The sequence below is a fragment of the Paenibacillus sp. lzh-N1 genome, from assembly GCF_002872435.1.
Classification (GTDB): Bacteria; Bacillota; Bacilli; order Paenibacillales; family Paenibacillaceae; genus Paenibacillus; species Paenibacillus polymyxa_C.
In genome coordinates, this window is sequence record NZ_CP025696.1 from 4726332 (window position 1) to 4742500 (window position 16169).

Annotated in this window: 10 protein-coding genes and 2 rRNA genes (1 of these 12 only partly in view); 2 read left to right on the forward strand and 10 right to left on the reverse strand. The window is 45.8% G+C overall.

Annotated elements, in window-relative coordinates; translation table 11 throughout:
* Positions 1-353: 353 nt before the first annotated feature.
* The 6 genes from C0638_RS21005 to C0638_RS21030 all read right to left on the reverse strand — a co-directional run bounded on the left by C0638_RS21005 (position 354) and on the right by C0638_RS21030 (position 8380).
* Positions 354-1955 (reverse strand): alpha-amylase family glycosyl hydrolase, encoded by a 1602-nt coding sequence (locus C0638_RS21005; protein ID WP_058712433.1) that lies wholly within the window; start codon positions 1953-1955, stop codon positions 354-356.
* Between the two features lie 194 nt (positions 1956-2149).
* Positions 2150-2992 carry a carbohydrate ABC transporter permease gene (locus C0638_RS21010; protein WP_013371135.1) on the reverse strand — a complete coding sequence of 281 codons (843 nt, stop codon included), beginning with the start codon at positions 2990-2992 and terminating at the stop codon, positions 2150-2152.
* 28 nt (positions 2993-3020) lie between these two features.
* Entirely contained in the window at positions 3021-3899 is an 879-nt protein-coding gene (locus C0638_RS21015; protein WP_013371134.1) for a carbohydrate ABC transporter permease, read from the reverse strand.
* 76 nt (positions 3900-3975) lie between these two features.
* The gene (locus tag C0638_RS21020; protein WP_058712432.1) at positions 3976-5277 is read right to left on the reverse strand and encodes an ABC transporter substrate-binding protein; all 1302 of its coding nucleotides are present in this window, start codon (positions 5275-5277) and stop codon (positions 3976-3978) included.
* 195 nt (positions 5278-5472) lie between these two features.
* Complete coding sequence (locus C0638_RS21025) at positions 5473-6579, reverse strand: response regulator transcription factor (protein ID WP_025678391.1); 1107 nt, start codon at positions 6577-6579, stop codon at positions 5473-5475.
* On the reverse strand, positions 6572-8380 hold the full coding sequence (locus C0638_RS21030) for a sensor histidine kinase (protein WP_014599749.1): 1809 nt from the start codon (positions 8378-8380) through the stop codon (positions 6572-6574). Before C0638_RS21030 ends, C0638_RS21025 begins: the two co-directional genes overlap by 8 nt.
* 175 nt (positions 8381-8555) lie before the next feature.
* Here C0638_RS21030 and C0638_RS21035 point away from each other — a divergent pair, with 175 nt between their 5' ends.
* Positions 8556-9554, forward strand: coding sequence for a LacI family DNA-binding transcriptional regulator (locus C0638_RS21035; RefSeq protein WP_013371130.1), 999 nt, complete (start codon positions 8556-8558; stop codon positions 9552-9554).
* A gap of 70 nt (positions 9555-9624) precedes the next feature.
* Complete coding sequence (locus C0638_RS21040) at positions 9625-11898, forward strand: alpha-galactosidase (protein WP_058712431.1); 2274 nt, start codon at positions 9625-9627, stop codon at positions 11896-11898.
* 182 nt (positions 11899-12080) lie between these two features.
* Here C0638_RS21040 and C0638_RS21045 read toward each other — a convergent pair whose 3' ends face one another.
* The 4 genes from C0638_RS21045 to C0638_RS21060 form a co-directional block, all read right to left on the reverse strand.
* Positions 12081-12803: a YjjG family noncanonical pyrimidine nucleotidase gene (locus tag C0638_RS21045; protein WP_013371127.1), complete on the reverse strand. Its 723-nt coding sequence runs from the start codon at positions 12801-12803 to the stop codon at positions 12081-12083.
* Positions 12804-13060: 257 nt separating this feature from the next.
* Complete coding sequence (locus tag C0638_RS21050; RefSeq protein WP_102163762.1) at positions 13061-13912, reverse strand: alpha/beta fold hydrolase; 852 nt, start codon at positions 13910-13912, stop codon at positions 13061-13063.
* Between the two features lie 382 nt (positions 13913-14294).
* Positions 14295-14411, reverse strand: a 5S ribosomal RNA gene (rrf, locus tag C0638_RS21055).
* Positions 14412-14555: 144 nt separating this feature from the next.
* Positions 14556-16169: ribosomal RNA gene (locus C0638_RS21060) — 23S ribosomal RNA — on the reverse strand (it continues 1312 nt past the right edge of the window).

Sequence of the window (16169 nt, forward strand, 5' to 3'; positions counted from 1 at the left end):
ATAAAGGAAATCTTTCCCCAAAAAAAGGGGGTTATTATGATCTAGGTGGTTTAAAGAAGTTGTATGTAACAACGAGCAGTCTGAATCAATTAATTACGTACATGCGACACCTTCAAAAAATCTGCAATCCTATTTCTTGGAGCATATTTATTAAGTAGTCTCGCATGGAATCGGCCATCCTTGCTGCAAATTTTGCTTTTTTACAAGCTTCCTCATATGACTCTTGATCCTAATCATGAATCAGTAATTCGTTTTTAGAATGTTGCTTCCTCCTTACGAGGGGTGTTTTTCACACCCCCACATGGGTTTACCAATAAATGTCCATCCTTATTGTGGCTGTAAGTTTGCGTAGCTCAGCTCTTTCTATCTTCTTTGGTAATCAAAGAGCTGTAGGCGGGAATCTTCACCGTATCTTTCTTTACTTTCACATCCTTTGAGCTGGAGAAGACTACTTTCCTCTTCTGCTTATCCCGATCTTTCATCTGGAGGGTAACCGACTCTCCTGACAGGTTATGATATACATACAATGTTTCTTTGCCTGAGGAACGTTTGTATGCCGCCACGTTGGCAGAACCTGCTTGGAACGGTTCTAGATTGTCGCTGCGAAGAGCCTCATGTTCTTCCCTCAGGCGGATAAGCGTACGGTAGCTTGCCAGCAGGGAATCATTGTCCCGCAACTGCGCTTCCACCGATACTTCGCCTTTGTTGTATTTGGACTCCTCCCACTTCGTTTGACCGAGACCTTCTCCCTTGTACCAGCGCATAGGCTCCCGAAGAAACTCATCGGGCTTCTCTCCCTTCATGCCGATCTCTTCCCCGTAATAGAGAAATGGCTGGCCCGGCAACGTCAAAAGAATGGATGCAGCCAGTTTGGCTTTTCGCACATCCCCGCCCAGCTCGCTCATAACACGGGTCTGGTCATGATTGCTTAGGAACGGAGCATCGAGTGCCACCCTATTGTATGATTTGTACAGCTTTAGCGTTTTCTCTGCGAATGTTGCGATACCCTGATCCTGGCCGTTTTTCACGGAGTTCAAAATCGTTCCGCCCAGATCAAAATTAAACAGAGAGTGGAGCGATTCGTAATAAGGAGCTATTGTCTCCGGTTTATCCCATACTTCTCCTGCCAGATATACATTTGGATTTATCTTTTCCATCTCGGAACGGAACTCATTCCACCACGCAATGTTTTTATCTGCGCCATCCTTCGTTTGCCCTTTAAAAATATGCATCGCCGCATCAAGCCGGAATCCGTCTGCACCCTGCTGTAGCCAATACTTGCCGACTTTGATCATTTCCTTGCGGACTTCGGGATTGTCAAAGTTCAGATCCGGCATCCCCGACCAGAAGGTACCGTAGAAATACCCTTCGCCATTCGGATTTTTATGCCATACCTGCTGGCCCCATGATCCCTTCTCATCCAGATTTGTATTCTCATCTGCCCATACGTAATAGTCATGGTATTTGCTTTGCGGGTTGGCGCTGGCCTCCTTGAACCAAGGGTGCTCGCTGCTCGAATGATTGATAACAAGGTCGATGATCACCTTGACACCCTTTCTTTTCGCTTCTTTCGTCAAGGTGCGGAAATCATTCAGATTCCCGTACTGCGGGTCCACCTGATAGTAATCAGTTACATCATATTTATGGTAGCTTGGAGACGGATTCAGTGGCATGAGCCAGAGACCGCTGACCTGCAAATCCTTGCCCGAACGGGGATTGCCATCGTTTAAGTAATCAAGCTTTTGTGTAATACCCTTTAAATCACCATGTCCGTCCCCATTCGAATCATAAAAAGAATTAATATAAATTTCGTAAAACACGCCGCTTCCAGCAGAATTCGGAGGCTTATGCCCGTTCATATCCTGCTCGGCCATTGCACCTGAGGTGAACATCGTGAGCATAGGCACCGTTAACAGGATCGTGGACCATTTTCTTAAGCGTTGGTTACGAGTCAAAACATATCAGCTCCTTTAATTGTTATGGGTGCGCCTTCATTATAAAGAAAAACCACCCAAAAAAAGGGGATATTATTATCTATTATAGTGGAAAATATCGATTTTATTGTCTGATGTCGTTATCGAACAAACTGCCTGGGTTAGAGGATCTGTTGGTGATCCTTAACCCAGGCAGTTTGCTTGAAAGTCTATTTTTACCCTTTTACAGCGGAACCTACCGTCATCGCCCGCTCTACTTGTTCACTCAAGAACAGATAGACGAGTACCATCGGTAAGGAGGCAATAGTCATAACAGCACCCATCGCTCCCCAATCTGTACTATAAGAGCCTTGGAAGAAAAGCAAGCCTAGCGGCAATGTCTTCATATTTTCATCAGAAATGAGAATATAGGCCAAAGTGAATTCATTCCAGTTGTTCAAAAACTGAAAAATGGCTACAGTCGCAATTGCAGGTAATGCAAGGGGTACAATGATTTTCAGGAACAGTCTATAAATATTAGCTCCATCCATGCATGCTGCCTCTTCAATCTCCTTAGGGATTCCCGTAAGGAACCCATAGAAAATCATGGACGAGAAAGGAAGGCCAATTGCGATATAAGGCAGAATAAGAGCTCCATACGTATTCGTTAGATTAAAATCGCGAACCAGAATCGCCAGCGGTATCATGATAACCTGAAGTGGCATAAACATTCCTATGGTCATATAAGTCCGAACGGTAGAACGAAATCTCCACCTCATACGAGCCACTGCAAAGGCAAACATCAGAGCCAGTAAAAGGATAAACAGAGTCGAAATCGTTGATACGACCAGACTGTTTAGAAAGTAACGGGGAATATTAAATTGTGTCCAGGCATTGATGTAATTTTCGTATCGAAAATGCGTTGGCAGTCCAAATGGGTTAGAGACGAAGATCTCATCGTTGTTCTTTAACGAGTAGGATACCATCCAAAACAACGGGTAGACCGAAACAATTAGATACAACCACAGTGGTATCTGCAGGGCAGCATGTCTGAACTTGCTCAAAGCGGTTTTACTCATTTCGTTCTCCTTTTCAATACACGCCTTATCAGGCGGTTTGTCCGCGGTCGAACAGCTTATTGATAACTACAGTTGCCAATAGCGAGATTAATACAAGTAGCACGGATACAGCACACGCATAACCATAGTTGCTCTCCATAAAAGCATAGCGATAAATCATGAATGTCAGTGTATAGTTTGTAGTACCGGGCCCACCATTTGTCATAATCAGCATCTGTACAAACGCCCCTATTCCAGAGGTTATCGCGATAATGAAGCAAAATTTGTACGTTTCTCTCATTAAAGGAAGCGTAACATGCAGATGCGCTTTCCATTTGCTGCAACCGTCAATCGTGGCAGCCTCAAAGTAGTCTTCGGGTATTGACTTAACTCCCGCATATAACAACGAGAATTGGTATCCCATAAACTGCCAAGCATTAACAAAGGCGATGGCAATAATGGATGTTGTTGGGGAGCTCAACCAATTTTGCTGATACGGAATGTTCAAGAGATCAAACAGTCGGTTGATTAATCCGTTGGTTGGATCATAAATTGCAATCCACAGCTGGCATACCACAGTTACCGATAGGACAACTGGGATAAAATAAGCGGTTTTCAGTATTTTCCGCCCGCGTGTACGTGGGTCCGCACAGATTAGTGCCAATATCGTTCCCAGTCCGATCTGAAAGACTGCCAGTACAATTGCAAAGATCAATCCGTTCTTAAGCGAAGTAGCAAGTAGAGGATCAGAGAACAATTCCCGGTAATTATTCAATCCTGAAAAGGTCAGTGTACTGAGGCCATCCCAATCATAAAAGCTGCGAAGAACGGTTTGCAAAACGGGATATATCAGTATCACGCTATACAGTATCAAAGCAGGGAGGAGAAACAGTGCGAGCGCCGGTTTGTTCCCCAAATATTTATTCATGTCTTGCTTCCACCCCTTATCTTTGGAACAGCCCCCTCAGCGCCTTATGCGCCAAGGGTTGCCGTTCCCTGAATTCTCAGTTTTCTTTATTCAATGTGTTATTCAGATTACTTACAAAATCGTTTTCTGAAAAGTTGTCGACCATCATATTCTGAGTATTGTCATTAATCGTGTTCTGAATTTTTGTATTACTCAGAAGTTGAGCATATTCCTGCGCATTTGGTAACAACTCTTTAACAACTCGCTGCATCATTGCTGGAACATTGGAGGCCATTGGTTTATCAACTTTCACTGGAACAATTGGACTTCCAAGCTGGGAGTATCTGTACTCTGCTGATTTTGAGGCAAGGAATGCCGCTACCTTTACGGCTGTTTCCTTATTTTTGCTATTCGCTGATACTGCGTAACCTTGTGGAGAACCTGAGCCGTCAATAAAGTATTTGGAATTCTCGTAGGTTGCTTCATCCTTTGCAGGCCAGTACATCCAGTCGACTTGATCGCCCAGCTTTTCCTGGGAGCTGTAGATTTCCCATTGTCCATTTACGAACATGGCAGCTTTGCCCTGATAAAATAGGGACGATGCCTGATCATAATTGGTGTTCGTGGCGTTGGCATCGAACAATCCGGCTCTTTGCAGTTGCTTCATCTGCTGTGCCGCTGTTACGAATGCTTCTGGCAATGCTTTTACACCCTTCTCCTCAAGTGCTCCGAATCCACGTGGTTGCTCTCTTGTAACCAGCCCATTATAAAAAGCGGTCGTAATCCATTTTTCTTTAGCAAAGATTGACATCGGTACATAACCAGCAGCTTTCAACTTCTTAGCTGCATCGGCCATCTGGTCAATCGTCTTAAGTGGTGTCTTGATTCCTACCTTCTCAAAAATTGACTTGTTGTAATAGATTATTTGGAATTCAATACCAGTCTCAGGATAAGCATACACATGATTATCAGGAGCTACCAAACGTGATTCCACACCTGGGTTAAGATTCTTTTTGAATTCGGCAGTTGTGTCATAGTTGTCCAGCACCTCGACATTTTTTGATTTTGCAAAAGTTTGCAGGACAGGCCAATCCGCTAAATAGATATCTGGCATGTTGCCCGTTGCTGCATAAGTTTTAAGCTTCTGTCCCCCGTCCTGCACGGCAGGATCTAGTTCAATTTCTACGTCTGGCATCTTCTTCTTGAGCTCTTCCACCGCATAATCGAACGGCTTTATGGTATCGTCATCGAAATGCTGCGCATACACCTTCAATTTAATCGTTCCGTCCCCTGATCCGTTATTGGAAGAGGCTGAGTTGTCTTCACCACAAGCGACCAATCCGACGGACATGGTGAGCACTAGCAAGGCTGCACTCCAGATTCTGAGATTTTTTTTCATTTGTTTTTCCCCCTCATGAAGAGTCTTTGATGATTACGCTTTCATTTGCTTGACTACAGTATACCGCTGCCTCTTTTCTTCTTTAAGGAATAAAACGGGTATTATCAGTAAAAAACGGGACAAATAGAGCAGCGGTCCTCCATATAGGAAAACCGCCAGGCTTAAATCGATGTGTTCTGCCTCACAAGGCAGATGCTACCTCTTTTTGAGTTGTTCATATTCTGTGGGTGTCATACCAAAGCGTTTCTTGAAACATTTGCTGAAATAATTAGGGTCACTGTATCCTACACTTTCGGCGATTTCTGACAGCTTCCGATTTCCTTTCAGCAAAAGCTCCTTAGCCTTCTTCATTCGGATGTGTGTAATATGATCCACTATGGAAAAGCCAGACTCCTTGCGAAATACGCGGCGCAGGTAGCTGGGATCGACGAATACTCCGCACGAAACCTGCTCAGCAGACAGCTCTGAGTCTGCATAATGTTCCTCAATATAGTTGATCGCCGCCGCAAATAAATTGGAAGCCTTCGTCGGACGCATATTCTCCATCAGTTGGATCAGCTTGCGGTATAGGGTGAGCATCCAACCTTCAGCTGCCTCCCAGGAATCTAACTCCCGCAGCCGTTCGTAAGGAGAATTGTCTCCTCCGTTTTCCCATAGCTGGTCATAAGGAATGCCTCGTTCACTGGCAAAGGAAAGGGCTAAAGATACGATTCCCATAAGCATCGCATCTGCGTATTCGTCTCCCCAGTTATATTTACTAAGCTGACGGATTGCCTTGCGGACCTCCTCTAGCGTTTCACTGTCTTTCATTCGGAGGTCAAGCACAACCGCATCGCGTAGATGGCCCAAATCAGGCATACCTGCTCTGCTATGCAACGCTTCGCCGCCCTGTCCCCTTAACTCTGCGCTTTCGCTCTCCTGTGGAAGCACTGGTAATTTCGGCTTAATACGCTCCAACATTGAAAGCATTTCTTCGGCATTGAACGGTTTCAGCAAATAATCCTGCACTCCAGTTCGAACGGCCTTCTGTAGATACTCAAACTCGTTATGCCCGGATATGAATACAATTACGATTCGTTCGAACTTGACTTTCAATCTCTGGGCTAATTCAATTCCGTCAATAAATGGCATATTGATATCAACGAGGGCAAGATGCGGCTGATGCCGCTCGGCTTCCTGAAGCGCTTCCCGCCCGTTCCTTGCTTCGCAGCAAACTCGAAAGCCGTGACTTTCCCAGTCTATCTTAATTCGCAGAAAGTCTCGGAACAGCGGCTCATCATCAACAATCATCACTTTATACATCTTGGTGTTCACTCCCCTTTGGCAGCGTTGGTAGCGACAGGTCAACAATGGTTCCCTCTCCGAGAACACTCTGCACGGATATCCCGTACTCCTCGCCAAAATACAGGCTCAGCCGTTGCTGAACACTGTAGGTACCGATTGATCGTATTCCTTCTTTCGGTAAATGTCTGGACATAATGTTCTGAACTTGAACTTCGTTCATTCCCACACCGTTGTCCTCTACCCGGACGATCACCCTATCGTTCTGTTTAAAAGCGAAAATACGGATAAAACCTTTGGTTCCTTTCTTTTTAAGACCATGGTAAATCGAATTCTCGACAAGTGGTTGGAGCGAGAGTTTCGGAATCGGTGTACCCGCAAGCTCTGAAGGGATATCCACTTCATAGCGGAACACATCGGGATAACGGATTTGCAGAATTGTCAGGTAATCATCCGTAATCTGAGCTTCCTTCTCTAAAATAATGAGTTCCCGTCCCTTATTCAGCACCATTCGATAAAAATCTGCCAGCGCCTTCGTAGTATCTCTAGCCTCATCATTACGATCCAACTCATTCAGTGCATAAATGGTATCTAAAGTGTTGTACAGAAAATGCGGTTTTATTTGAGCGGTCATCAGTGCAAGTTCATATTCACGCTTGCGGTTTTGTTCCTGCCTAACTTCATCCAGTAACTCCCTAATCCGTCTTATCATAAAGTTAAAAGCTTCAGCAATGGTACCGATTTCATCTTCTGTTCGGACTGTCGCAACCGATTGTAAATCGCCGGTTACTACTTTTCGCATGGCTCTAGTCAGTTGTTCGAGCGGGCTAACGACCATTTTGGACAGAAAGCTAGCACCGAGCCAGGAAAAAGCAAGACAGAATACGCCGATTAAGAGTGAAAGCCTTACATTTTGCCGGACATCAGCTGTAAGCAGGCTAAGAGAAACAATATTGACTAGCTTCCAACCCATTCGGTTATAATCATTGACCGTTACGAGATTGCCGCCGTCCTCAAATGAGCATGTTTTTGGGGACACATTAGATCCACAGCCTTGGATGGCCTCCGCCAACTGTGAACTCACTGGCTTCATCAGCATCCCATTGTCTTCTGCCACAGCCACACGCATCTCGTTATCTAAAAAATAATAAGATTTGTTCGTATCGGGATCGCTGGAACGAAAATAATCAGACAAACCTTCTTCCTTTACCAAAAGAAAAAGCGTTCCATAGGGGTCGCCGGTGTCTATATTAATGACCATCTTTCCCAGCGTCAAAACCGGAGAGTTTGGATCTGGTGTTAGGAAATCTCTTTTCTCCATATCAAACCAGAGTGCCTGTCCATAACTTTCAGATTCCCTTACCCGTTTGAGCATGCTATCGACTTTGCTATCGTCCCCACTTTCGGTATAAGAAGCGAAAATTGTCCCTTCAGTATCAATAAATACCGCCGCATCTACCTCGCGAAAGATAGACAAGTCAATAGATAGGCGGCTTTGCATCAGGTTTCCAAATTGAACACGATCCATAGCAGTATCAGGTCTAGCGCCGTATGAATCATACATGCGGTTAATATTCGTGACCATAATATTGGCCGCTGTTTCCACACTACTGAATATGTAGTCGGTCCGGGACAGGATAAGCTGCGATTCGTCCACTACGTTGCTGGTAGTTTGCTCTATCAATGAACGGCTGAAAAGTTGATTGGACACAAGTCCAAGAATGAGCAGAGAAATAATGATTAGCGGGAGAAATACCGCTATAACCTTGCTTTTAAAGCGAAGGCGACCAAACCACTTACGAGCTAGGGACAGAATATTCAAATAAACCCCCTCCGTCATCAAAGAATATTCATCATGTTAACACAACTAATCTGAACAGTAGTAGAACTAAAATATTGTTAAAAAAATTCAACGCTCCATCTTGAAAGTGGCAAGAGGATATGTTAGGATAAAGTCGATTTTTAGTAAAATTATTAACTAAAAAGGTGTGAGCTCTTTGGCAACCATTAAAGACATTGCCCGCGAAGCGGGTGTGTCTGCCGCAACCGTTTCAAGGGTTTTAAATAACGATCTGTCACTGTCCGTGAGTCCAGACACCAAAAACAGAATTTTTTTAATTGCTGAACAGCTTGGGTATAAGCCTTCCCGGCTGAGGCAGTTAAAGCGGAATACGGAACGTGCCGGGAAAACGGTCGCCCTCCTGCTGTGGTGTTCCATTGAGGAGGAAAGGGACGATCCGTATTACGCCTCAATCCGCCGTGGAATCGAACTGCGCTGTGAAGAGCTTGGCCTGACATTGGGGCAGACGCTGAGAGGCCGCTCATCTCTCGGCACCTTGCAGAAGGCGGACGGTCTGATTGTCGTAGGAGGCGTTGATCCTGAAGAGGTGTCCAAGCTGTATCCGGACAAGAACACCATTGTCCTTGTTGACCAGTACCATGAGCAGCTGGAATACGATTCCGTACGACTCCATTTCCGGCAAGCGGTTGATCAGGCACTCGGACATCTGCTCGAGCTTGGCCACCGACAAATCGGATTTATCGGCGGCAAGAGCGATGGAGAGCGAAGGGCGCATTATTTTGAACGATTCATGCGGGAACGAGGATTGTACAATCCTCAATTCGTCCGGGTAGGTGCCTGGAGTACAGCGGATGGATATCTCATGATGAATGAGCTCCTAGCCGAGCAGGAACGACCAACAGCCTGCTTCGCTGCAAGTGATCCGCTCGCCATCGGTGCTCTCCGCGCCCTTCATGGACATGGAGTCAAGGTACCAGAAGATATGGCTGTTGTCGGCTTCGACGACATTGAGATGGCGGCCTTCGTTCAGCCTCCGCTAACTACAGTGCGTGCCTATCCCGAACAGATGGGAAAGGCTGCTGTGCAGCTGCTCTCTGAACGGTTTGAGGGACGTGAACCACCTGCGTACAGCGTGATCGGGACTAAGCTTGTCATACGGGAAAGCTCATGCTTAAACAGTAAAATCAATTCTTAAGAGTCATTTGTCATTGATAAGTATCCTTACGTAAAACAATCGAGATGATAACCCCTAAGGAGTGAATATCATGAACATTCATGTTAACGAGGCGCTTGGTTTGTTTCACCTGCAGTCCAAGGATTGCAGCTATATTATCCAACTTGCAGAAGGATATCCTGCACATGTCTATTGGGGAGCTCAACTTCATCATGACCAAAGTCTTGCAAGTATATTGGAGCTTAGAGAGCGCTGCTCCTTCTCCCCCACTCCCGATTCTTCCAGTCGTACGCTTTCTTTGGATACGCTTCCACAGGAATATCCACAGTATGGAACAAGCGACTTCCGTCAGCCGGCTTATCAAGTTGCGCTTGCCGATGGAACTCGGACTACAGAGCTAAAATATAGTGGTTACCGTATTGAACCGGGTAAACCCAAGCTCGAAGGACTTCCTTCCGTCTATACCGAATCAGATGATGAAGCAACAACTCTCTTGTTGTTCCTCGAGGATCAACACTCAGGCCTTAAGACTACACTGCTTTATACTGTGTTTGCGAACCACAGCGCAATTGCTAGGTCTACTCTTTTTGAACATAAGGGAAGCGCTGTCATGAATATTGAGCATGCGATGAGCGCCTCTGTCGACTTCGCCGATTCCAATTACCAAGCTCTCTATTTATCTGGTGCCTGGGTTCGGGAAAGACATATCCAGCGCCGCGATCTTGGGCCCGGCGCCATTCGCTTGGAAAGCCGACGGGGCTCCAGCAGTCACCAAATGAATCCTTTTCTGGCACTGCTTCGTCCTGATGCAACTGAAGATCGTGGGGATGTGTACGGCTTCAGTCTAATTTACAGCAGCAACTTCGTCGCACAGGCGGAAGTAGAGCAATTTAATCAGACTCGTGTAAGTATCGGAATCAATCCTTTTGACTTCTCCTGGCGACTTGAACCGGGTCAGTCATTCCAGACCCCTGAAGCCGTGCTGGTCTTTTCCGAAGAAGGTCTTGGAGGCATGTCGCGCACCTATCACCGACTCTACCGCACACGTCTGTGCCGGGGAACTTATCGCGACAAGGAACGCCCGATTCTCGTGAACAATTGGGAAGCCACATATTTTGACTTCGACGCCGATAAAATCGAAGCGATTGCCAAAGAAGCGGGACCTCTAGGAATTGAGCTATTTGTTCTTGATGACGGTTGGTTTGGCAAGCGCGACAGTGATAATAGCTCGCTTGGGGACTGGTTTGAGGACCGTCGCAAGCTACCCGGCGGTCTTACCGACCTAGCCAAACGGGTTAATGAACAAGGATTACAGTTTGGCTTGTGGGTTGAGCCGGAAATGGTATCACCTGATAGTGAACTGTACCGCACCCATCCCGATTGGTGCCTGCATGCGGAAGGTCGGCGGCGGACGGAAGGTCGATCCCAATTAGTGCTTGATCTCTCCCGCAAAGAAGTATGCGATTACTTGTACGAGACGCTTAGCTCCGTATTCTCGATCGCTCCAATTACTTATGTCAAGTGGGACATGAATCGTAATATGACAGAGATTGCTTCGGCTACAGCTACTAGCGAACGCCAAAAGGAAATTGCGCACCGTTATATGCTAGGACTTTATGATCTGCTGGAACGCCTGACCTCACGGTTCCCGGACATCTTGTTTGAAAGCTGTTCCGGGGGAGGCGGACGATTCGATCCAGGGATGCTCTACTATATGCCGCAGACATGGACCAGTGATGACACTGATGCTATTGAAAGATTGGCGATCCAGTACGGCACCAGCATCGTGTATCCGGCCAGTACTATGGGGGCCCACGTATCGAACGTGCCGAACCACCAGGTGGGACGAAACACCTCCCTCGCCATACGTGGCGACGTGGCAATGAGCGGGAATTTTGGCTACGAACTTGACCTTACTGCATTTACAAATGAAGAAAAAGAGCTCGCTGCCAGACAAATTGCCCAGTATAAAGAAATCCGCTCCCTTGTACAGCAGGGAGATATGTATCGACTTCTTAGTCCGTTTGAAGGCCGAGGCGATACTGCCTGGATGTTTGTTAGCGAGGACCAGTCCGAAGCTTTTGTCGCTTACTTCCGTGTGCTGGCTGAGCCAAATGGACCTATCCGGCGACTAACGCTAAAAGGACTTGACCCAGCCAAAAAGTATATAATCGAAACCGGTGCGACCGGCAATACTTCAGATCCTATTAATACCTCGACTGAAGATGGCGTTTCCCCTTTCCGTCTAGCGTTTGACGGCGAAATTTTTGGAGGTGACCGCTTAATGAAAATTGGGCTTGTTGTCTCGGATCTTACTGGGGATTTTGCCAGCTCTACCTTCCGCCTTAAAGCGATCTCTTGCTAATCAAAATGAAGGGATTTGCTTCAATATCGCAATAGGAAATAAAAAGAAAAACGGATTCGTTCTACAACGAATCCGTTTCTCTTTATTCAGACATCTCAGTTCATAACAGTCCTTGATTTTCCTTTTCCATATCATACTATACAATTTTAACCTGCTAGAGTCTGACTTCAATTTCTTATTATCTAGTATTCTAAAGATGTATGGTTCAGTACGGGAGGCATTGAAAGTACACTACTCGGTAGTTCCATCAAACTTGCTATTTCATAAGTGGGTTGAATGCCGGATGTATTTGTTTTTCCGGAAGGGTTGAACCAGCAAGTGTCAATTCCGTACTTATTGCCTCCTTGAATGTCCGAGGTTAAAGAATCGCCCACCATTAGGACCTTACTTTTATCTGAAATAGCTAGCTTGGTAAATGCGTAATCAAAAATTTCGGCCTGCGGCTTTTGGTAACCCACTTCTTCTGAAATAATTATCTGCTCAAACACATGACGCAGCGGGGAAAGCTGAATTCTGGAGGTTTGGACCTCTTTTATTCCATTCGTAATGATCGCCAAACGACACTCAGATAGTACGTCACATAATTCAACCGCTCCGTCCATCAAAAAAGCTCCTTCACCCAAATAACGTAAATAAGCAGCACTAAAGGCGTCTGGATTGAAGTCTAGCTTATGAACAGTAAACAATCGTTTAAATCTTTCCACCCGCAGCTGTGCCGAGGTAATAAGTCCTTCCTCTGCCTCTCGCCACAACGAACTGTTGATCTCATCATAGCTAGATTTATACTCAGTGGCCCCTTGCGGCAATCCAAATTGGGCAAACGTATTATGTAGCGCATGACTCTCTGCCATTTTAAAATCAAACAGCGTATCATCAACATCAAATAAAATAATTTCGTATTTCATAACGACCCCCAACCTCCATGTCATAACTTTGCTATATGGTTAAGTTCCATGAACTATAGACTTGTCCCAAATAGGATATAGAAAAACGGAAATAGACTATCAATACAGTATGATCTCCCGGTAATTATACAGAACCTCATTGATTCGTCAAGTCATGGAACACGCCATAATTGAATTAAACTTGCTGATCCTTGCTATTGTGCTGCAAATATCAAAAAAGTCGACTCCTTATAATAGGAATCGACCGTTTTAAAATCCTAGTGATTTTTATTAATCCATTCGGTTAATGTTTGATCAAAATAATGAGGTTCTTCAAACATCGGATTATGCCCACTATGTTCAAAAACCACCTTTTTTACGTTCGTATAGCTATCATCGACCCGATCCCATAATGAAACAGGCGCGACTAAGTAATCAGATCTCCCAAGACCAATAAACACGGGCTTATCGACATCCCCCAAAGACTGTATCAAATCCATCTTTCCGAAGGCTTCTCCCCATAAATAATCTATGATAGGCATGTTCGTGTGTACATCATTCCACATATAAGCTGCATCATAGGTATAATCATAAAAGCTTTGGGCTCCCATACGTATACACATGTGAACAAATCTTCTATCGGGCTCTCTTTTGATATCATTCTCTAATAAAGCAATTTCCTTTTCAAAACGGTCCTTTCTTTCTGGACTGGCCGTTTCATAAAAGAATGAAAAGCTTTGCCGCTGTCTTTCTTGGCTGTTCGTAGGTGCTGAATTTAATAGCACCACTTTTTCAACATAGCCTGGGAATTGTTTAGCATATTCCAAAGCCATAAAAGCATGCCCGGAATGTCCTAATATAATAAATGTATCTAAATGAAGGCAACGTCTTGCTGTTTCTATATCATTAATGACTTTATCCAAAGTATAGTCTTCTGGTTTTAAAGCACGAGTCGGTTTTGCAAACCCTCTATGATCTAAGAAAATAAACTGAAACTTTTTATATAAATGGTCTGAAAATAAGCGAGGATAATATACACTACTGCCAATCACCAATATCGGCTTTCCGTTACCTCTTATAGTATATTTCAGCTCAAATCCATCACTAATAACCGTTTGATAAGTGCTCATCTTCATCGTCTCCTTTTCTTCTTTAAATCACTCCCTTTTCGTTGTTTAAATCCCTTGTATTCTCCATAGATCGTTCCAGCACTACAACTCACCTCTGAAAGTCTGTTTATTTTATGAGAAAAGTTTAACATGATTTTTTCTAAAACAAAACCGAATTTGGATCTTCTAATCTTGCCGTACAAGTCGGAGATACAAAGTGGCAAAAGGAAATTACCGTAAACTTCAAGCCTTAAGTGTCCTCTCAGCAGTAGCACTATACAAGGAACAACCAGAATATTGTAGTGCTTTTAACTAAGGGCATGCCATGAGCCTTTCATATGAATGATAAATGAATCGGATATACAAAAAGAACACAGCCATTAAGGCTGTGCTCTTTTTTTGTGCTTGGCAACGTCCTACTCTCCCAGGACCCTGCGGTCCAAATACCATCGGCGCTGGAGGGCTTAACAGTCGTGTTCGGGATGGGTACGTGTGGAACCCCTCCGCTATCGCCACCAAACATGAATTTACACCGTAAATTCTTTTTCAGGAATCAGCATCGCCAAATGCTGTGTGTTTGTCCGTGTAACTTTAGCTACTTGAGCTGACGATATACTGAACTTACACCCTGAAAACTGGATCCGAAACTTATTGCGCTTTATCTTAGGATAAGCCCTCGACCGATTAGTATTGGTCAGCTCCATGCATTACTGCACTTCCACCCCCAACCTATCTACCTCGTCGTCTTCAAGGGGTCTTACATACTGGGAAATCTCATCTTGAGGGGGGCTTCACGCTTAGATGCTTTCAGCGCTTATCCCTTCCGTACATAGCTACCCAGCGGTGCTCCTGGCGGAACAACTGGTACACCAGCGGTACGTCCATCCCGGTCCTCTCGTACTAAGGACAGCTCCTCTCAAATTTCCTACGCCCACGACAGATAGGGACCGAACTGTCTCACGACGTTCTGAACCCAGCTCGCGTACCGCTTTAATGGGCGAACAGCCCAACCCTTGGGACCTACTTCAGCCCCAGGATGCGATGAGCCGACATCGAGGTGCCAAACCTCCCCGTCGATGTGGACTCTTGGGGGAGATAAGCCTGTTATCCCCAGGGTAGCTTTTATCCGTTGAGCGATGGCCCTTCCATGCGGTACCACCGGATCACTAAGCCCGACTTTCGTCCCTGCTCGACTTGTAGGTCTCGCAGTCAAGCTCCCTTCTGCCTTTGCACTCTTCGAATGATTTCCAACCATTCTGAGGGAACCTTGGGGCGCCTCCGTTACTCTTTAGGAGGCGACCGCCCCAGTCAAACTGCCCACCTGACACTGTCCTCGTACCGGATCACGGTACCAAGTTAGAACCTAGATACGATCAGGGTGGTATCCCAAGGATGCCTCCTCTCAAGCTGGCGCTCAAGATTCAACGGCTCCCACCTATCCTGTACAGATCGTACCCAAATTCAATATCAAGCTGCAGTAAAGCTCCATGGGGTCTTTCCGTCTTGTCGCGGGTAACCTGCATCTTCACAGGTATTAAAATTTCACCGGATCTCTCGTTGAGACAGCGCCCAAGTCGTTACGCCATTCGTGCGGGTCAGAATTTACCTGACAAGGAATTTCGCTACCTTAGGACCGTTATAGTTACGGCCGCCGTTTACTGGGGCTTCGGTTCATAGCTTCGCCCGAAGGCTTACCACTCCCCTTAACCTTCCAGCACCGGGCAGGCGTCAGCCCGTATACTTCGCCTTGCGGCTTCGCACAGACCTGTGTTTTTGCTAAACAGTCGCTTGGGCCTTTTCACTGCGGCCCCCTCGGGCTATTCACCCTACCGAGGCACCCCTTCTCCCGAAGTTACGGGGTCATTTTGCCGAGTTCCTTAACGAGAGTTCTTCCGCGCGCCTTAGAATTCTCTTCTCGCCTACCTGTGTCGGTTTGCGGTACGGGCACCTTCTCCTGGCTAGAGGCTTTTCTTGGCAGTCTGAGATCATGACCTTCGCTACTCCAATTTTCGCTCCCCATCACAGCCCAGCCTTACGATGTGCGGATTTGCCTACACATCAGCCTCACTGCTTAGACGGACATCCATCAGTCCGCGTCACTACCCTACTGCGTCACCCCATCGCTCATAACGGATTACGGTGGTACAGGAATTTCCACCTGTTGTCCTTCGACTACGCCTATCGGCCTCGCCTTAGGTCCCGACTTACCCTGAGCGGACGAACCTTCCTCAGGAACCCTTAGGCTTTCGGCGGATCTGATTCTCACAGATCTTTTCGT